At 42.8% G+C, this 17,945-nt stretch carries 19 protein-coding genes; 12 read left to right on the top strand and 7 right to left on the bottom strand.

Annotated features, from left to right (window positions below; all coding sequences use genetic code 11):
• The first annotated feature begins 186 nt into the window (after positions 1-186).
• Positions 187-924, top strand: coding sequence for a cold shock domain-containing protein (locus FB6_RS15875; protein WP_174560849.1), 738 nt, complete (start codon positions 187-189; stop codon positions 922-924).
• Between the two features lie 66 nt (positions 925-990).
• Complete coding sequence (locus tag FB6_RS15870) at positions 991-1,578, top strand: cold shock domain-containing protein (protein ID WP_174560848.1); 588 nt, start codon at positions 991-993, stop codon at positions 1,576-1,578.
• Between the two features lie 40 nt (positions 1,579-1,618).
• On the opposite strand, the gene gigC is transcribed toward FB6_RS15870, so the two are convergent.
• Positions 1,619-2,497, bottom strand: a complete 879-nt coding sequence (gene gigC, locus FB6_RS15865) for a LysR family transcriptional regulator GigC (RefSeq protein WP_174560847.1) — start codon at positions 2,495-2,497, stop codon at positions 1,619-1,621.
• A gap of 85 nt (positions 2,498-2,582) precedes the next feature.
• Between gigC and FB6_RS15860 the strand changes: the two genes are divergently transcribed.
• The gene (locus FB6_RS15860) at positions 2,583-3,344 is read left to right on the top strand and encodes a ferredoxin--NADP reductase (RefSeq protein ID WP_174560846.1); all 762 of its coding nucleotides are present in this window, start codon (positions 2,583-2,585) and stop codon (positions 3,342-3,344) included.
• Between the two features lie 107 nt (positions 3,345-3,451).
• On the opposite strand, the gene FB6_RS15855 is transcribed toward FB6_RS15860, so the two are convergent.
• Entirely contained in the window at positions 3,452-3,874 is a 423-nt protein-coding gene (locus tag FB6_RS15855) for a hypothetical protein (RefSeq protein ID WP_174560845.1), read from the bottom strand.
• Positions 3,875-4,105: 231 nt separating this feature from the next.
• Here FB6_RS15855 and eat point away from each other — a divergent pair, with 231 nt between their 5' ends.
• The 7 genes from eat to FB6_RS15820 all read left to right on the top strand — a co-directional run bounded on the left by eat (position 4,106) and on the right by FB6_RS15820 (position 10,802).
• Positions 4,106-5,548, top strand: a complete 1,443-nt coding sequence (gene eat / locus FB6_RS15850; protein WP_174560844.1) for an ethanolamine permease — start codon at positions 4,106-4,108, stop codon at positions 5,546-5,548.
• Between the two features lie 37 nt (positions 5,549-5,585).
• Positions 5,586-6,971: an ethanolamine ammonia-lyase subunit EutB gene (locus FB6_RS15845; RefSeq protein ID WP_174560843.1), complete on the top strand. Its 1,386-nt coding sequence runs from the start codon at positions 5,586-5,588 to the stop codon at positions 6,969-6,971.
• Between the two features lie 15 nt (positions 6,972-6,986).
• Positions 6,987-7,805 carry an ethanolamine ammonia-lyase subunit EutC gene (gene eutC, locus FB6_RS15840; protein WP_174560842.1) on the top strand — a complete coding sequence of 273 codons (819 nt, stop codon included), beginning with the start codon at positions 6,987-6,989 and terminating at the stop codon, positions 7,803-7,805.
• 243 nt (positions 7,806-8,048) lie between these two features.
• On the top strand, positions 8,049-8,327 hold the full coding sequence (locus tag FB6_RS15835) for a hypothetical protein (protein ID WP_174560841.1): 279 nt from the start codon (positions 8,049-8,051) through the stop codon (positions 8,325-8,327).
• 231 nt (positions 8,328-8,558) lie between these two features.
• The gene (locus FB6_RS15830; RefSeq protein WP_174560840.1) at positions 8,559-10,262 is read left to right on the top strand and encodes a mechanosensitive ion channel; all 1,704 of its coding nucleotides are present in this window, start codon (positions 8,559-8,561) and stop codon (positions 10,260-10,262) included.
• A 69-nt stretch (positions 10,263-10,331) separates the two neighbouring features.
• Positions 10,332-10,502: a hypothetical protein gene (locus FB6_RS15825; protein WP_174560839.1), complete on the top strand. Its 171-nt coding sequence runs from the start codon at positions 10,332-10,334 to the stop codon at positions 10,500-10,502.
• 144 nt (positions 10,503-10,646) lie between these two features.
• Positions 10,647-10,802, top strand: a complete 156-nt coding sequence (locus tag FB6_RS15820) for a hypothetical protein (RefSeq protein ID WP_174560838.1) — start codon at positions 10,647-10,649, stop codon at positions 10,800-10,802.
• 12 nt (positions 10,803-10,814) lie between these two features.
• On the opposite strand, the gene FB6_RS15815 is transcribed toward FB6_RS15820, so the two are convergent.
• The 5 genes from FB6_RS15815 to FB6_RS15795 form a co-directional block, all read right to left on the bottom strand.
• The gene (locus tag FB6_RS15815; protein ID WP_174560837.1) at positions 10,815-12,014 is read right to left on the bottom strand and encodes an NAD(P)/FAD-dependent oxidoreductase; all 1,200 of its coding nucleotides are present in this window, start codon (positions 12,012-12,014) and stop codon (positions 10,815-10,817) included.
• 55 nt (positions 12,015-12,069) lie between these two features.
• Positions 12,070-12,951, bottom strand: a complete 882-nt coding sequence (locus FB6_RS15810; protein WP_174560858.1) for a 1-aminocyclopropane-1-carboxylate deaminase/D-cysteine desulfhydrase — start codon at positions 12,949-12,951, stop codon at positions 12,070-12,072.
• Positions 12,952-13,022: 71 nt separating this feature from the next.
• Positions 13,023-14,165, bottom strand: coding sequence for an HlyD family secretion protein (locus FB6_RS15805; protein WP_174560857.1), 1,143 nt, complete (start codon positions 14,163-14,165; stop codon positions 13,023-13,025).
• 109 nt (positions 14,166-14,274) lie between these two features.
• Positions 14,275-15,918, bottom strand: coding sequence for an MFS transporter (locus FB6_RS15800; RefSeq protein WP_174560836.1), 1,644 nt, complete (start codon positions 15,916-15,918; stop codon positions 14,275-14,277).
• Between the two features lie 11 nt (positions 15,919-15,929).
• The gene (locus tag FB6_RS15795; protein WP_174560835.1) at positions 15,930-16,478 is read right to left on the bottom strand and encodes a TetR/AcrR family transcriptional regulator; all 549 of its coding nucleotides are present in this window, start codon (positions 16,476-16,478) and stop codon (positions 15,930-15,932) included.
• Positions 16,479-16,663: 185 nt separating this feature from the next.
• On the opposite strand from FB6_RS15795, the gene FB6_RS15790 reads away from it, so the two are divergent.
• Complete coding sequence (locus tag FB6_RS15790; RefSeq protein WP_174560834.1) at positions 16,664-16,855, top strand: NF038215 family lipoprotein; 192 nt, start codon at positions 16,664-16,666, stop codon at positions 16,853-16,855.
• Positions 16,856-17,122: 267 nt separating this feature from the next.
• A complete protein-coding gene (locus FB6_RS15785; RefSeq protein WP_174560833.1) occupies positions 17,123-17,746 on the top strand; it encodes a LysE family translocator in 624 nt (207 codons plus the stop codon).
• Positions 17,747-17,945: the final 199 nt, after the last annotated feature.

The following is a 17,945-nucleotide window of genomic DNA, read 5'->3' as shown; positions in this document are numbered from 1 at the left end:
AGAATTATTCAACTAAATTTATTCGAAAGGAAGCTCTTAAGGTCACTCTTTCTGCCTGATAAAAAATGGCTAAAACAAGAAGAACCTCAATTGAGGTTCCTATTGTGATATTTGTGGGACAGCAGTGGCATAAAGTCTCTTTTTTTTATTAAAATAGAAAAATAATAGCAATTAAAAGAGCTAGATATGTTTCTTGAGGGGAAGGTAAAAAGCTATATCACGGATCGTGGTTTTGGCTTTATTCAAGTTGATGGAGAATCGAAAGATTTATTTTTTCATATTCATGATTTTCCCAATAAAAATTTTGTACCCAAAATTGGTGAAAGACTAAAATTTCTTATTGTTGAAGATAACGGTAAATTAAAAGCTGATCAGATTGTGCGTCTAGATCTAAAACAGTCCAATTTTGATGATCAAGCTAATATTGCAACTCATTTCCATATTCAACAAAATGCTTCACCACGGTTCAATAAGAATGGTCGTAAAGGGCACATTTTCAGCATACTGGGTTTAATCGTGATTGCTGTACTGGCAGTAAAGGTCTATGGCAAATATCAGGATTATCGACAGGCTCGGCAACAGAAAACTGAGCAGCTGATGCAACAACAAGCCAAGATTGTGACACAACAACGACAGGCATTAGGGGACTTACCGGATCATATTATTTCAGAACAGGGCAAGCGTAATCTAGAAGATCACATCTATTTAACCAATAAGCCACGTTCAGAAAAAGTCAGTGCCAGTATTGATCAACAAAATGCTGTGCAGCATCAACAGGCTTCACAATTTAAGTGCGATGGACGTACGCATTGTTCACAAATGCGTTCATATGATGAAGCGGTATTCTTTTTAAGAAACTGCCCAAATACAGAAATGGATGGTGATAACGATGGCGAACCTTGCGAGCGCCAATTCGGACGATAAAAAAGTACCTAAAGGGCGTTTTTCTATTACAATTCTCAGTAAAATTTTTAACAATAAGAGAAGCTTATGTTTACTGAGGGGAAAATCAAAAGCTACAACGTTGAACGTGGTTTTGGTTTTATTAAAATTCAAGGTGAGAAAAAAGATCTATTTTTTCATATTAAGGATTTTCCCAATAAAAGTGTCGAACCTAAAATAGGTGAGAATTTAAAGTTTCGTATTGTTGAAGATAATGGAAAGTTAAAAGCCGACAATATTGTTCGTTTAGATGTGCAAATTGAATCTGTAGCACATACACCGCTGAGTCGAGCAAAAACGAAGAATATCCATCGAAGCCGTCAAAGTAAAAAGGATAAGCAAGGTGGTGGGTTCATTAGCTCTATTATTGCTTTGGTTATTATTGGTGTACTGATTTATATAGTCTATGGTAAATATCAGCATTGGCAACTTTCACAACAAGTACCGATTGCTCTACAAACTGCTGCTGAGCGGTTAGTTAATTCAAATCCAAATATGTACCGCTGTGATGGTCGTATTCATTGTTCACAAATGAGTTCTTATGAAGAGGCGGTATTCTTTATTAATCACTGTCCAGGAACAAAAATGGATGGTGATAACGATGGCGAACCTTGCGAAAATGATTCCCGCTGGTAATAAAAAAAAGCGCCTTTAGGCGCTTTTTTAAATCGATTTTTTATTTTTCGCAGAATTTCATAAAGGCTTTGAGACCTGGCCCTTGGTATTTTTGACGATGTACCAACATGAACAGTGGACGGGTTAGTTGCCAGAAAGGCGTATCTAAAATAACCAAATGACCTTTTTCACGTAACGGCTCAATGGCCAGTTTAGAAATACAGGACATCCCTAAACCACCCGCGACAATCTTCAGAATCGCTTCATTATGCCCCAAGGTTAAACGAATATTGGCATCTGGCAGGTCTTTCAGAATGGCATTATCAAATACCTCACGTGTGCCTGAACCTTCTTCACGTAAAATCCATTCCACATCATCAAAGTCAGCTGCCGTAATGGCACGATCCAATTGCGCAAGAGGATGATTCGGCGCACAGCAGACCGCAAGTTCATCATCACGCCAGTGGATACATTGAAGCTGTGGCAGATGGCATGAACCTTCAATCAGGGCTAAATCAAGCTGGAACTGGTTAACCGCTTCAATCATCTGGCGGGTATTACCTACTTGCAACTGTAAATGTGCCTGTGGCTGAATCTGTAAAAAGTCAGCCATCAGGTCTGGCATCAGGTAATCACTAATGGTCAGTGTGGCACCTAAGCGCAAGTCGATACTTTGTAGCTCGCCTTTGGCCGCTTGTTCAAAAGCTTCGCAGCGACCCAGAATTTCCAGTGCTTGCGGCAATAGGAAACGACCTAAGTCATTGAGTTGTAATCTTTTTCCTAGTCGATCAAACAGCGGAGCCCCGAGGCCATCTTCCAAGTCTGCTAAAGCCATACTTGCAGCACTTTGCGTGAGCTTAACGGCATCGCTGGCTTTGGTTACTGTGCCTTCTTGTGCGACTGCTACAAAAACAGCCAACTGGCGTAAAGTCATGCGCATGAATAGAGCCTTAACATTTAAAAAATATTAATAAATTATGAGGTCATGCTACCATGAGCACAGTCTTTCATGCCACGCTGAAATCATGTCAATTGAAAAATTTAGCTTAGAAAAAGTTTTATCTGTACACCGTTGGACCAATACTTTATTCAGTTTCACCATGACCCGACCGGCACATTTTAAATTTACCGCCGGGCAGTTTGCGCGTATTGGCTTAAAAGTGGGTGATGAACTGGTGGTTCGGGCTTATTCCGTGGTGTCATCGCCGTTTGATGAAACACTGGAATTCTTTTCAATTGTAGTGCCAGATGGGGCATTCACATCGAACTTGCAACATCTAAAAGTGGGTGATGAGCTGTACCTGGAAAAAATCCCTTATGGGTTTTTAACCCTGGCACGTTATCAGTTGCCGTTACCGCAGGATTTATGGTTATTGGGCACGGGTACTGGACTGGCACCCTTTTTATCCATGCTGCAAGACTTTGAGACCTGGTCGAAATATCAAAAAATCAATCTGGTCTATAGTGTGCGTACAGAGGCAGAACTGGCCTATGTAGAACGTATTCAGGATATTGCCGCTACTTTTGGGGAAGGGCATAGCGGTTTTAAATTTGTCCCGATTATCACCCGTGACCCTAATGCAGCCTTGCATGACCGCTTGCCGGTACTGATTGAAAATGGCGAACTGGAAAAAGCGGTAGGGCTGTCATTTAATATAGATACGAGTCATGTCATGTTGTGTGGTAATCCACAAATGGTTGAAGATACTAAAGAAGCCCTGAAAGCACGCGGATTGAAGATGAACCGACGTGGTGAAGGTAATATTGCAGTAGAGAATTATTGGTAAGAGCATAAAAAAGAATCCCCTAAATCCCCCTTTGAATAAAGGAGGACTTTCTTTAGGCATAAAAAATCCTCCATACAGGAGGATTTTTTTTGATTTCAATCTTTTAATTAATGCACAAACATATCAATAAATTCACGAATTTCCTGAATCGCCGTTTCTACATCACTGGTCAGCCAGGTCGGTTCAAACATTCCGGCATAATATTCCAGACGGTCTTGAGGAACCACCAAACGAATCGGGCACTCTTCTTCCAATAAGCGCCAAGGAATAATTGGCACTTCATTGTCTAAAAACGGCGCGATATTACGGATATCAATCACCATGGCATTGATGCATTCAGGAAAAGGCATCACTGAAAATTCTTCGGTACGACGACGGAAATATTCCAGATCACCCCATTTCAACACATAGCTGGGTTTATTAAATTCAATAATCCCAATCAGATGTTCATCACGTGTGTAATGCAGGCAACATTGATGAGTGACATCAGTGTCGAGATCAAGCGTTACAGATTGCTGACGATACGCCATAAAGTTTAAACAGCATGAAAAACAAGGTGCGCAATTATAGCTCATTTTCATGCTTTCAGCACCTAAAGCCTGTTTTCATTTTCTCTCTCTATGTATTAAAAATAGATGAAAAAAAATTGCTTTAAAGTCTGTTGATTAAATAGATTGTTTTATTTACGACCTTGCCAATTTTTAGTTTTGGTATGGCTTATGCATGACTTTCTGTATAGCCTAAAAAAAGAAGAGGTCGCTATGTCAGAGATAAAAAGTGTCATAGAAAATCCTGCGATAGAGGGAAATATCTCAGAAGAATATTTTGCCCAGAGACAATTAAAAAAAGGTGCCGTTGGCTGGTTGCTGTTAGTCGGCTTGGGTGTGGCGTATGTGATATCCGGTGATTTTGCCGGCTGGAACTTTGGTCTGGCACAAGGTGGCTGGGGCGGGATGTTTATTGCCACCGTAATTGTGGCCTTTATGTACCTGTGCATGTGTCTGGCGATGTCGGAAATGTCGACTATGTTGCCTACTGCCGGAGGCGGTTATAGTTTTGCGCGGATTGCTTTTGGTCCTTTGGGCGGCTACTTGACTGGAACGGCCATTTTAATTGAGTACGCGATTGCCCCTTCGGCGATTGCGGTGTTTATCGGTGCTTATTGCGAATCTTTATTTGGCACGGGTGGTTGGATCGTTTATCTGGTCTGTTATCTGGTGTTTATGAGTATGCATCTAAAAGGTGCAGGTGAAGCCTTAAAAATTATTTTTCTCATTACCTCCGTAGCCTCGGTCGCCTTATTTGTCTTTATTTTCTCCATCGCGCCACATTTCAACAGTGCCAATCTGTTCAATATTGCTGTCAATCCAGACGCTGCGGGTGCCAGTGCCTTTCTGCCTTTGGGTTATTTAGGCATTTGGGCCGCCGTACCGTATGCCATCTGGTTCTTTCTGGCGGTAGAAGGGGTACCTTTAGCTGCGGAAGAAGCCAAGGAACCACATAAATCTTTACCGCGTGGTTTGATTGGGTCGATGGTCATTCTGGCTGTTTTTGCTTTGAGTATCTTGGTTTTGGGTGCAGGAGCAGCCGGTGCGGATAGCTTAAAAAATTCAGGTGCACCCTTGGTTGATGCTTTAAAAGCGGTTTATGGTCAAAATACCTGGCTGGCAGGTTTTGTCAATTTTGTCGGTTTAGCGGGTTTGGTGGCCAGTTTCTTCTCGATCATCTATGCCTACTCACGTCAGGTGTTTGCGCTATCACGCGCAGGTTATTTACCGAAAAAACTGTCTTTAACAAATAACAACCATGCGCCTCATTTAGCCATCATCATCCCGGGTATTATTGGTTTTATACTGTCTTTAAGCGGAGAGGGTGATCTGCTGATTTTAATGGCTGTTTTTGGTGCCACCATTTCTTATGTGCTGATGATGATGGCCTATATCAAACTGAAAATTTCAAAACCGGATATGCCACGCCCTTATCAGGCACCGGGTGGAATTGTCACAGCATCAATTGCTCTGGTGCTTGCAGCCATTGCCGTTGTAGCCGGCTTTTTAGTCGATCCTAAAGTCTGGTTAATGGCAGCAGCTATCTATTTGGCTTTTATTGTTTATTTTCTGGTGTATAGCCGGAATCAGTTGGTCGCAGGAACACCTGAAGAAGAATTTGCCAAGATTGAGGCAGCAGAACAAGAACTGAACTAAGCAAGAAGAATAGAAACGGAATAAGGAGCCATGCATCATGCTGTATCAAATCAATGTGGCCCATCATCATTATGTCTTTGTAGATTTGAAAACGCTGATGGCCAAAGCAACGCCGGAACGATCGGGGGATCAGCTGGCAGGCATTGCTGCACAGGATGCAACCGAACGGGTGGCAGCACAAATGTGTCTGGCCGATGTACCGCTGAAGCAATTTCTTAATGAAAGCCTGATTGATTATGATCAGGACGAAGTCACGCGCTTGATTATGGATGAACATGATGCAGAGGCTTTTTATCCCATTTCCCATTTTACTGTAGGAGATTTTCGTAACTGGTTGCTGAGTGAAGCTGCGACCACCGAAAAGTTACAGTCCTTACAAGCCGGTCTGACCCCGGAAATGGTGGCTGCGACGAGCAAAATTATGCGCAATCAGGATTTAATTCTGGTGGCAAAAAAATGTCAGGTCGTCACCCAGTTTCGTAACACCATTGGCATGGAAGGATGCATGTCCACTCGCTTGCAACCGAACCATCCCACCGATGATTTACTCGGGATTTCTGCCAGTATTCTGGATGGTTTGATGTACGGCAATGGTGACGCCGTGATCGGTATTAATCCGGCTACAGATAATCTGCAAAATCTTTCCGAGCTGCTCAAACTGCTGGATCATATTATTCATGAATATGAAATCCCGACCCAGTCCTGTGTCCTGACCCATGTCAGTTCAGGCATTGCACTAGCCAATAAAAACATGCCGGTAGATCTGATGTTTCAGTCTATTGCCGGGACACAGGCGGCCAATACTGCCTTTGGGATTGATTTGGCCCTGTTGCAGGAAGGTTATGAAGCGGCGCTCAGTCTGAACAGAGGGACGGTGGGGCAAAATGTCATGTATTTTGAAACCGGACAGGGCAGTGCTTTATCCAGTAATGCTCATCATGGAGTCGATCAGCAAACGCTAGAAGCCCGTGCCTATGCGGTGGCCCGAAAATATCAGCCCTTTTTGGTCAATACTGTGGTCGGGTTTATCGGCCCTGAATATCTGTATAACGGCAAGCAAATTATCCGGGCTGGGCTGGAAGACCATTTCTGCGGCAAGCTATTAGGTGTACCGATGGGCTGCGACATCTGTTATACCAACCATGCCGATGCCGATCAGGATGATATGGATGTGCTGCTCACTTTACTGGGCAATGCGGGCATCAATTTCATTATGGGCATTCCCGGTTCAGATGATGTGATGCTGAATTATCAAACCACTTCTTTCCACGATGCCTTATATATCCGGCAATTATTGGGCTTGCAGCCCGCGCCTGAATTTGCGGCCTGGCTGGAGCAGCAAGGCATTTTGAAACAGCAGGCATCGCAGCTGCAATGGCCCAGCCAGTTGCCGGAAAAGTTTTCCCGTTTAATCATGTCCTGAGCCGAGGGTTGAATGATGAAAATAGCATACGATATTCAATTCCAGACTGAACTGAAAACCAATGACTGGGAGCAACTGAAACAGTTTACCGATGCCCGGATTGCCTTGGGACGCGCAGGTGGCAGTCAGCCCACCAAACCCTTGCTGGAATTTCAACTGGCCCATGCACAGGCCAAAGATGCGGTTTTAAAAATACTGGATGTGGCGTCACTCACCGAAAAATTGGCAAACCTCGACAGCGACGTTTTGTATATTCAAAGTTGCTCAGAAAACAAGGACTGTTATTTAAAGCGTCCGGATTTGGGTCGACAACTGTCGGAACCCTCTAGAGCATTATTGCAGCAATACAAATTGCAGTACCCAGATGACGATGATGTGGTGATTGTTGCCAGTGATGGTTTGTCTGCACGGGCCATTGAAGATAATGCCCCAGCTTTTATTGCACAATTACAGCAAGCCTGTATCCATGAAGGCTGGTCACTTGCCCCCCTCATCATTGCTACAGGTAGCCGTGTGGCTTTGGGTGATGAAGTGGCACAGATTTTACAAGCCAAAATGCTGGTCATGCTGATTGGTGAACGTCCGGGTTTAAGTTCACCCGACAGTATGGGAATTTATTACACCTGGAATGCCTATAAAGGTTGCCATGATGCGCTGCGTAACTGCATTTCCAATGTGCGTCCGGCCGGACTCTCCAGCCAGATTGCCATTCAGCGTTTAATAGCCTTGATGAGAAAGTCACGACAGTTGCAGCTGTCCGGGGTACAACTGAAAGATGAACATGAAATGACCGTTGAAGCTCAGGAAACGACACATCTGGAACGGCTTTTTTAAGCTGATGAGACTAGCGGTTTAAAGTTGAATCAGCTGAATTTCAGCATGTGAACAGGGGAGAGTTAAAAGAACGGGCAGATTGTTTTCTGACGCTAAAAAATCTTTAAATAACAACTTTTTCTCAAGCGCTATTTTAAGTAAAAATTACACGTTTTCACCATGTCACTATGCTTTTATACATAAGCTTGCTCTAAGTGTTGCTAAGATAAAAATACGGAAACGACATAAAAAGAGGGGAAGCAGATGACACACGATTTCAATAAGCCGCCTCATGTAACGACTCCAGAAGAAAAAATGCAAAAAAAGCGTTTACCTGTTTATATTTTAATTCTTGTGGGGGTGTTCTTCGTTGCATTACTTGTGTATATGTTTGCGGACACTAAGCCAAATCCTCAAGATGCTCCTCCAGGACATCCAAATCCTAGCGCTCAACCTGCGACTCCAAATAACACCACCACAGGTACAGCTGGGGATGAAGCGACTGCTACCGACAGCAATACGGCTACTGCCAAAGACTATTAATTCAAACCCGAAACGATAGGGTGATCAAAGCTCTAGCCTGAGAAGGCTAGGGCTTTTTTGCAATCTAATGTGCGCTTTTGTTGTATTTGTGATGGTTTGTATTGAATAAAAAATAATCAAATTCTAATGTTGTTTTAATTTCATCATTTTAGGTCATTAAACACCCTTCAAAATCACAACAATTTGTTTGCAATAGAACTTCACTAAGCAATAACAAGAGGAAGTGACAACATGAATGAATATTTTTCTGGAGGCCCTAGAGGGGGTGAATTCGATGCCATGTATTATTGGAATCAGTTTCATCCTGTTTTAGCCGCTGTTGCTATTTTATTGATTGGCTGGATTGTTGCACTGATTATTGCAGCAGGAATTAAAAAAGTTTTAGAAAAACTCGGGACAAATCAGAAACTTTCGAATGCCACAGGACATCGTTCAAATATAGAAAGTATTGTGTCGCGGATCGTTTTCTGGATTGTAATGATCATTGCGGTGATTGGCGCACTTAATGTACTGAATCTCACCAGTGTCAGTGGACCATTTAGCAATATGATCCAGCAATTCTTATTGTTTATTCCACAGCTTTTGGCTGCTATCGCGGTCGGATTTGTGGGCTGGATTGTGGCAAATCTGGTCAAGATGGGACTGCAAAAATTACTGGATCGCACCCAGCTGGATGAAAAATTGAGTGCAGATGTTGGTGTCAGTCCAATTAGCCAAAATATTAGCGATATTGTGTATTGGCTGATTTTATTGCTGTTTTTACCAATTGTACTGTCTATTTTGGGCTTGAATGGACTGTTGTATCCAATCCAGAACATGGTCAATGAAGCTGTTTCATTCTTGCCAAATATCTTTATTGCCGGGGTGATTATTTTTGTCGGTTATATCTTGGCAAAAATTGTCCGTGGCATTATTGAAGGTTTGGTGCGCAGCCTGAATTTGCAACAGCAGGCACAGAAAATTGGCTTGTTCAAGAACTCCAACTTACCGCAAGTGTTGGGTTCATTTATCTTTGCTATCATTATTATTACCTCACTGATCGTTGCCTTTGAAGCTTTGGGTATTCAAGCCATTTCACAACCTGCGACCGCGATGTTGTATGAAATTATGAATGCCATTCCGCATATTATTGCGGCAGGCTTGATCCTGATTTTGGCTTATGTAGTTTCTCGCTTTGTTGCCAATCTGGTGGTGGATGTGGTCGCGGGAACTGGTGTAGATGAAATACCAGCGAAAATTGATGTACAGCGCTTTTTAGGTAACACCAAAGTTTCTTGTATTGTGGGTTATCTGATCGTGTTTTTTACCATGTTGTTTGCGGTTTCAGAAGCAGCGAATCGTCTGGGCTTTGAACAGATCAGTGCACTGATTGCCATGTTTATCCAGTTTGGCGCCAATATTATATTGGGTGCGGTCATTCTGATGATTGGCTTCTGGCTCGCAAATTTAGTGGCGAAAGTGATTGGTCGTGGTGAATATAACAGTTCCCGCTGGTTGGCCAATCTGGTGCGTATTCTAATTATGGGACTGGTGATTGCTATGGGTTTACGTGCCATGGGTATTGCCGATTCCATCGTTAATCTGGCCTTTGGTTTAACGCTGGGCGCTGTTGCGGTGGCTTTTGCTCTAGCCTTTGGCCTGGGCGGTCGTCAGCCAGCTGAACGGGTTTTGACCGATCTGATTGATAAATGCAAAAAAGATGCGCAGCAGCCCAATCCGGATTATCAACCGCATGCACCAGTCACGCCTGCAAGTACTTCCGTTGCTACACCACCATCAACCATTGTGGATAATTCAAGCAATGAAGCGCGTTTGAATCCCTCTGATAATGGCATTCAGGTTGACCCTGAACATAAGCCATTGAATAACCCTTATGGTTCAACAGGTGAGCCTGAGCAGGATGTTGATATTCATCCTGAGGATGACTCAAAATAAACTTTAACTTTTACTCAAAATCGATCACAGTCATGTGATCGATTTTGAACCGATGAAGTGGAAATCAATATGACGAAAAGACCACCAAATAAGTTTATCGCGCCGATTGTGATTGCCGGCATTACGGCAGGATTTTTTGTGAGTGCCTATAAATTTGTATTTGCTAAACCCAAGCCGGCTGAGCAACAGTTAAAACAGGATTTGGCAGAACAGTCACCGCAAAAAAATGATGAAAAATAGTTAAAAAATAATCGTTTTTAGAATATTTTTATGCTATTTATAAAATCAACGATTTCATAAAATTTAAATATTTATTTTAATAAAATGAAATATGTACTTCGCATAATAGGATGTGTGAAGTGTGATAATAATAGGAGAAATGTAATGTTATTCACTAAGGTCGTAAAACTCGTTATTCAAAGACGAGCGCAGAATCAACCTGTATATGTCACAGCTGCAAGGGCAAAAATGGACTTGACCATTGCACGTTTGCAGCAAAATTCGCAGGTTCATTTACTTCGTACCGATTATCTTGAATAGACAGGATTGCTGTTAAACATATTGTGATGCGGCATGTGCAGATGACCATGCCCATTGAAAGTTAAAACCACCTAAATGCCCCGATACATCTAATACTTCACCGATAAAATATAAACCTTTCTGTTTCTTGCTTTCCATAGTTTTGGAGGATACTTCGGTGGTATCCACTCCGCCTAAGGTCACTTCCGCAGTACGATAACCTTCTGTACCAGAGGGCTTCACTTCAAAAGCATGTAAGCGCTGGGCGATCTGTTCCAGTTTCTCATCACTTAAATTGGCAATGGCAATATCGGCTGATTCTGCCCAAATCAGGTTTTGCAGTTCCAGCACCACGCTTTTAGGCAGATGTTCAGTTAATAAAGTACGCAGCAACACTTTCGGCTGACTGGTTTTTTTCGTTTTAAAGAAATCCACTAATTCGAGATACGGTAGGAAGTTGATATGAAAACTTTGTCCGACATTCCAGTAATTAGAAAGTTGCAGTGAACTTGGACCACTTAAACCACGATGGGTAAACAGCAAGGCTTCAGTAAAACTGTTTAAATCGTTAGACAGGGTAGCATCGACCGCATTACCGCTTAAGCGTGTAGTGACTTCCTTGAATTGGTCGGAAAAGGTAAACGGCACCAAACCTGCGCGAGTGGGGTGAACATAATGCCCAAACTGTTTAGCAATGTCATAACCAATGCCGGAACCGCCTAGTGTCGGTACAGATAAACCGCCCGTAGCCACAACCACAGATTCAGCCTGAAAATAACCGACAGAAGTTGCCACTTGAAAACCCTGATCATCCACAGGAGTTACCGCTTTGACTTCACAGCTGGTCTTGATCTCGACTCGGCCAGTTTTATTACATTCAGCAAGCAGCATGGACAAAATTTCTTTGGCGCCATTTAAGGTGAATAACTGGCCGTGTTTGCGTTCTTCATATTCAATGCCATGTTCACAAACCAGCCCAATAAAGTCCCAGTTGGTATAGCGCGTCAAGGCTGAAATCACGAAGTGCGGATTATGGGAAATAAAGTTTTCAGGTTCGACATACAGGTTGGTAAAGTTACATTTACCGCCGCCCGACATCAGGATTTTTTTACCCACTTTGTTGGCTTTTTCCATGACCAAAACTTTACGACCACGCTGTGCCGCCATGTAGGCCAACATCAGACTTGATGCACCGGCACCTAAAACAATGACATCGTACTGATTTGAAAACATGGACAAACTCGCGGGAGATAAAAGCAGGGCATTATAGACAATTTTGCCATCAATTTCAGGATTGATCTTGGTTGGTCATCTGACCTTGCAGGCCGCCAGTGTGAATGACCAAAATCCGTGTCTGTGCAGGAAAGTGATTTTGCCGAATCACATCCACTAAGCCCATCATCATTTTACCGGTATAAACCTGTTCTAAAGGAATATGGTGCTCTGCTTCAAAGGATTGCATAAACTGAAATAGTGCAGGTGTGGTTTTGGCATAGCCTCCACAACAATAGGTATCGGTCATTGTCCAGTTGGTTTTCGTGGTCCATTGCTGGATTTCACGCTGTAGAAAATCACCTTTTAAGGCAGAGAAACCCAGCACGGTTTGATGGTCAGCACTGGCTTCAATCAGCCCGGTAATGGTTCCGCCTGTACCTACGGCACAGCAGATCACGTCATAATTCTGCCGATCTTCAGCCGTTAAAATTTCCTTGCAGCCCTGAATAGCCAGCGTGTTCGTGCCACCTTCAGGAATGAGGTAATGCTCTGGGTAGTGCAGTTTTAATGCTGCCAGATATTCAGGTTGATCTTTTTGCCGATACTGTTCACGTGAAACAAAATGCAGTTGCATGCCAAACTGCTGCGCCGTGGCAAGTGTGTGATTGAGTGCTTTAACTTTAAGTTCTTCACCACGAATGATGCCCACACTTTCAAAGCCAAACAGCTGCGCTGCATAAGCAGTCGCGGCGATATGATTGGAATAAGCGCCTCCAAAGGTTAAGATTTTATGGAAACCTTGGCGTTTTGCCTCAGCAAAGTTGTATTTCAGTTTAAAAAATTTATTGCCGGAAATTTGCGGATGAATCTGATCCAGTCGTTTAACCGTGACCGTTAGATCAGTATCAAGATTCAGTTTTTGGTAGGCGACTGATTGCGCAATACGCTCAAACATTTCATTACCATTCATGAATATTCCCTCGTATTGTACGCAATTTGGCATGCAGATATTTCATCTGATGTTGATCAGGACTTTGTATCGACTGAAGTGACGACGGACATGCCCGGACGGAGTCGTTCAATCCCTTTCTGGTTTGGCTCAATGGCAATTCTGACCGCAATACGCTGTACCACTTTAGTGAAGTTGCCGGTGGCATTATCGGCTTTAATGACACTGAACTCAGAACCGGCCGCTGGAGCAATGCGTTCGACATGACCTTTAAATTGTTGATGATTGAGTGCATCTACAGTGAAAGTTGCCGGCTGACCAATATGCATATTGGCAATCTGGGTTTCTTTAAAATTTGCAATCAACCAGGTTTTTTTCGGGATGAGATAGAGCAGCTGTGAACCTGCGGCAACGTATTGTCCAATACGCGGAGTCACTTCACCTAACTGACCATCCATCGGGGCCACAATGGTGCTGTAGTTTTTGGTGGTTTCTGCCTGATCCAGTTGCGCTTGTGCATTGTTAACCTGAGCTTTTAAACCGCTGGCAGCCACTTGTGCAGTCTTAAAGGCTTGCTGTGCAACGAGTACATTGGCTTCAGCCTGTTTTAGCAAGGCCAGATTGTTTTTGACATCGGCTGCAATTTTATCTTGCTCCGTTTTAGATGCCGCACCGCTATCGCCTAATTGTTGATAGCGAGATAGCTGTTGTAGCGAAAGTTGATACTGTGCATTGGCCTGTTCAACCTTGGCTTGAGCTGCCACGATATCGGCCTGACGCTGTGCAATGATCTGGCTCTGGTTGGCAAGGCTATTCTTGGCTTGATCTACCGATGATGAGGCTTGAGTTACCTTTTGGTCATAGGTCGTGGCATCAATATGCATTAAAGGCTGACCTTTTTTCACCTCATCAAAATCTTTCACCAGCACATCTTTAACATAACCGTTGATTTGCGATGAAAGAATTGTGGTTTGACCGCGTATATAGCTGTTGTCGGTTTGCTGAACACTGCTGTTAAATGGACCGATTCGCCACGCCCACATAATCACAATAATGCCAATAATCAGCACCAGGAACATCCACAGCAAAGTTGATTTTTTTGTTGCAATCAGCTTGCTGGAAGGTTGTTCAGTTGTGCTAGATGGATCAGGCGTCGCAGGCGGCTGTGCTGTTGATGAGTTTGGTTCTGAGGCACTTGGTGTTTCATCATGCGGGTGCATCGTTGCTGCTGTTTCATCTGTTTTATTTACAGCTGGATTGGCTTTATTTTCACTATTGCTTTGATCTTGTGGCATCTTTATTTCTCGATTAATTTCTATATTTCATGATTCAGGCTTGTGCGGTTTCTTTACGACCACGCCATTTTGCTCGTGCGATGTTGAATCCACCCCACATCAACAGGAAAACTGCAAATATGCCGTTTAAGGCGATCACATCGTTATAGGCACGCACTTGTGCTTCACGGCTGATCACCTGATTCATGGTTTTCATTTCCTGATTTTGTTGCAATACTGGATCATTGACGGTACTGGCTGTACTTTTCTGATAGATCGCTAGTCGCTGCGCAACCTGTGGATTGGTTGGATTTAGCTGGCTACTTAATTCCGCACGATAGGTCTGGGTACGCTGTTGCTGATAAGTAGAAAAGAAAGATGAGCCGAGCAGGCCGCCAAAGGTTTGGGTCGCTGAAAACAGCACTACAAAAGTCACCATATGAGTAGGACCGTGCTGTAAGGCACTCATCACACCGACCAGCAACAAGGGACCAATAAACATTCCTCCGGCAAAACCGACTAGAAACTGGCTGGCAAAGAAGTTGGAGGGTCGAACATCGCTGGTTAGATTGTAATCAAGCCCACATGCAACCAAGATCAGCAGTTCGGCAAACAGCAAATGCAGGATAATGGTGTTGCGGGAAAAAGTTGCTGCGCTAAAAAGGGTTCCGGCGACAATACCAAAGAAAATGACCACATAGAAGGGAACAAACTGGTCAGGCCCCATACCCATGGTCTTGAGAAAATTGACCGCAGCATAGCTTTGTTCTGACATGATGAAACGTATGAGTAGTGCTCCGAGTATGAATTGCAAGGTTGACTTGGTGCCTAACCAGCGCGTCATAATCAGTGGATTGACCCGATAATGCTCATAGACTAAACCGACTACAATCAGCACAAAACTGGCAATTAAGGCATAGGCCAGTTTAGGCGAATCAAACCACCATAAAATAGGTCCCTGAGCCAGAACAAAACACAGCAGTGCAAAACCCGGAGCCAGCAAGAAAAAGGTGAAGAAATCTTGTTTCTCAAACACCTGAATTCGCATACTGCGGGGCAGTTTTAACGAGACTACCATGGCCAGACAGCATAGGGCTAAGCCAAGTTCAAAAGTATAAAGCACCGCCCAATCATTAACGTTCACAAGAGCAGGGGAAATAATCCAGGCCAGAGGCAGGCCCAATTGTTGAAAGCCCAGACCTATATATAAACCTTTGGCCATATCCACACGCTTAAAGGCTTGCATAATGTAATACATGCCCAGCGAACTTAATGGTGCAGCGGTGAGACCACTAATAAAACGCACAAACAGTGCCATTTCATAATTACGCACAAATAAATGTAAAATCAGCACGGCAATAAAAATCACCAGTCCGATTTCTGAAAAAATCCGTAGCCCATACTGTTGCCGCGCTTTAAATAAAATCAGATTCGAGCTGACATTGGCCATAACATAGACTGCAGGAATCCAGGCGGCTTCTATAGGCGTCAGACTATATTCACCTTGAATGGCTGGTAAATTTGCCATAATAAAGCCATTACTCAAACCCGCAGAAATCGCAACAAAAACGCCTATAATAAAATACAGCAAACGTTTGGGGGGAGAATGCAGAATTGCCCCTGGTGAACCGGGCAGTGTTGGCTTCTCTTCAGGCGTCCAATCGGGTACGGGTTCAAGAAAACGTGGTTGTTTGGCCATAATGCAGACTCTTAAATCCGGATGCCGTTTAACAATAAATCTATGGCACGGCTAGCCAGATGACGCTGTTCAGTTTCAGTCAAGCCTTGAAAAGAACTGCGTAAAATGGCAGTGATCATGCTGTAATCCTGCGTGGTCAAATCGGCCCGACAAACATTATGTTTAATGGCCTTGTCAATCAGCGGTTGCAGAATGGCATTACGATGCTGATAAATTTCGATCATGCGTGGATCATCACGCCCAATTACCCGCCAATATTCCATTAAGGCGGTTAAATAGGGTAGATTCTCAACATGGTTTTCAAGGAGTTGAATAAGGCCATCATTAAACTGGGCATAGTATTCGGCCTTTCTTTCCAGGCGTTGTAAGGCCTGTTCCATCAGTGCCAGCACCAATGCCTGACGATCCTGAAAATTTCGATAGAAAGTGGCACGTCCTAATTGTGCCTGATCAATCACCAATTGCAGAGGTGCATTGATCCCATGCAGGCGAAACACATGAATGGCCGCATCCAAAAAAGCTTGGCGGTTTTGTGCTGCTATCTCTTGGCGAGTAGACATAGGCAAATAGAGTCTGAAAATATAATTCATGCATTTAACGGACAATTTTGTCCGTTGTAAATATTATTCTTCGTATCAATTTGTAAATTTGATAAATCAATTGATTTTAAATCAAAAAAATATGATCAAAAAATCTACATTAATGCTAATCTAGGAGCATAACAAGGATGAAAAGAGGATATGTGATGAAAAAGCTATCCGTGGCTGTCTGTAGTTGCTTGCTGTTATTGCTGACTGCTTGCGATGCCAAAAATGATTACAATAAGCCGAAAACAGAAGTACGCAGCATGGTGATTGGCGGTGTGCCTGTGTATGATCAGGATTATCGTCTTTCTCAGCTTAGCGCGCGTGAAATTCAGTCCAACATAGAAAAGTAAATCTGTTTAAATCAATCGCAGTTTGAGTGAATATTGAAATCTCTGTGTATCAAATAATTTTTTATTAATTTTATATCGAGCTCAATTTATTTTTGGCTTTTGATATTTATTCGGGATAGATATCGATTTGCATATGATTCTGTGTGTGATTTGGTCAAATGCTAGTAAATTAGAAGTTAAAATTTAAAAAATGAAGCCAAATATAGCGAGATATTCAGTTTTTAAAATTGTAGAATGTTCACCTAATTTATTTGGATGGGTGTTGCTGTGGAATCAGTATTGATTTTGGGTTCAATTGCATTTGCTTTAATGCTAGGTGCAATGAGTCCTGGACCGACATCTATTTATGTTGCTAAAAATTCAATAGCTATTTCACGTAAGCATGGCCTGTTTACCGCTTTAGGCACGGGTACTGGTGCGGCTGTTTTTGGTTTATTGGCAGTGTTAGGTTTGCAAGCCTTTTTATTGGCTGTTCCTTCGGCTTATTTGGCTTTAAAAATCTGTGGTGGTGTTTATTTGCTCTGGTTGGCGTTTAAAATTATTAAACATGCCAAAGAGCCGATTGAAACGGAGCAGCATCAAGCTTCGCAAATGTCGCTACGTCGTGCATTTAGTACTGGTTTGATTACTCAGCTTTCCAATCCGAAAATTGCGATTGTGCTGGCGAGTATTTTTACTGCGCTTTTACCCAAAGAAATTCCGACCTATTATTATGTCGTGTTACCGCTGTTGTGTTTCTTCATTGATGCAGGCTGGTGTTCACTGGTGGCGGTTGCCTTGTCGGCAGAAAAACCGCGCCGTGTCTATTTGAAGTTTAAAGCAGGTTTTGACCGCGCCGCAGGTGGAATTATGACGCTGTTGGGATTGAAGTTAATTTTTGGGATGAAATAAATCTCAGTATGGGGGACTCAATTGTGAATGGCTTACTCATTTATTATTTTATAAATAGATCTCTTTCATAAATCAAAATATTTAATATTAGATTTTTTAAATCAGCACAGCCATCATTTGATGGATTCAATTTCTATGTATTTGCATAGGCAATATCTCTACTTTTGAGAGGTTAACATGAGGATTCTCAAAATATATT

The sequence above is a fragment of the Acinetobacter bouvetii genome (assembly GCF_902753875.1).
GTDB lineage: Bacteria > Pseudomonadota > Gammaproteobacteria > Pseudomonadales > Moraxellaceae > Acinetobacter > Acinetobacter bouvetii_A.
The sequence above is the reverse complement of the archived record's forward strand: the minus strand, read 5'-3'. Positions and strand labels throughout refer to the sequence as shown.

Bases quoted from the DNA above. Each gene is read 5' to 3' on its own strand.
- FB6_RS15830 (WP_174560840.1), top strand. From the start codon at position 8,559: ATGAATGAATATTTTTCTGGAGGCCCTAGAGGGGGTGAATTCGATGCC.
- FB6_RS15795 (WP_174560835.1), bottom strand. From the start codon at position 16,478: ATGTCTACTCGCCAAGAGATAGCAGCACAAAACCGCCAAGCTTTTTTG.
- FB6_RS15845 (WP_174560843.1), top strand. From the start codon at position 5,586: ATGCTGTATCAAATCAATGTGGCCCATCATCATTATGTCTTTGTAGAT.
- FB6_RS15835 (WP_174560841.1), top strand. From the start codon at position 8,049: ATGACACACGATTTCAATAAGCCGCCTCATGTAACGACTCCAGAAGAA.
- FB6_RS15870 (WP_174560848.1), top strand. From the start codon at position 991: ATGTTTACTGAGGGGAAAATCAAAAGCTACAACGTTGAACGTGGTTTT.
- gigC (WP_174560847.1), bottom strand. From the start codon at position 2,497: ATGCGCATGACTTTACGCCAGTTGGCTGTTTTTGTAGCAGTCGCACAA.
- FB6_RS15810 (WP_174560858.1), bottom strand. From the start codon at position 12,951: ATGTTTGAGCGTATTGCGCAATCAGTCGCCTACCAAAAACTGAATCTT.
- eutC (WP_174560842.1), top strand. From the start codon at position 6,987: ATGAAAATAGCATACGATATTCAATTCCAGACTGAACTGAAAACCAAT.
- FB6_RS15875 (WP_174560849.1), top strand. From the start codon at position 187: ATGTTTCTTGAGGGGAAGGTAAAAAGCTATATCACGGATCGTGGTTTT.
- eat (WP_174560844.1), top strand. From the start codon at position 4,106: ATGTCAGAGATAAAAAGTGTCATAGAAAATCCTGCGATAGAGGGAAAT.
- FB6_RS15855 (WP_174560845.1), bottom strand. From the start codon at position 3,874: ATGGCGTATCGTCAGCAATCTGTAACGCTTGATCTCGACACTGATGTC.
- FB6_RS15860 (WP_174560846.1), top strand. From the start codon at position 2,583: ATGTCAATTGAAAAATTTAGCTTAGAAAAAGTTTTATCTGTACACCGT.
- FB6_RS15820 (WP_174560838.1), top strand. From the start codon at position 10,647: ATGTTATTCACTAAGGTCGTAAAACTCGTTATTCAAAGACGAGCGCAG.
- FB6_RS15790 (WP_174560834.1), top strand. From the start codon at position 16,664: ATGAAAAAGCTATCCGTGGCTGTCTGTAGTTGCTTGCTGTTATTGCTG.
- FB6_RS15825 (WP_174560839.1), top strand. From the start codon at position 10,332: ATGACGAAAAGACCACCAAATAAGTTTATCGCGCCGATTGTGATTGCC.
- FB6_RS15805 (WP_174560857.1), bottom strand. From the start codon at position 14,165: ATGCACCCGCATGATGAAACACCAAGTGCCTCAGAACCAAACTCATCA.
- FB6_RS15815 (WP_174560837.1), bottom strand. From the start codon at position 12,014: ATGTTTTCAAATCAGTACGATGTCATTGTTTTAGGTGCCGGTGCATCA.
- FB6_RS15800 (WP_174560836.1), bottom strand. From the start codon at position 15,918: ATGGCCAAACAACCACGTTTTCTTGAACCCGTACCCGATTGGACGCCT.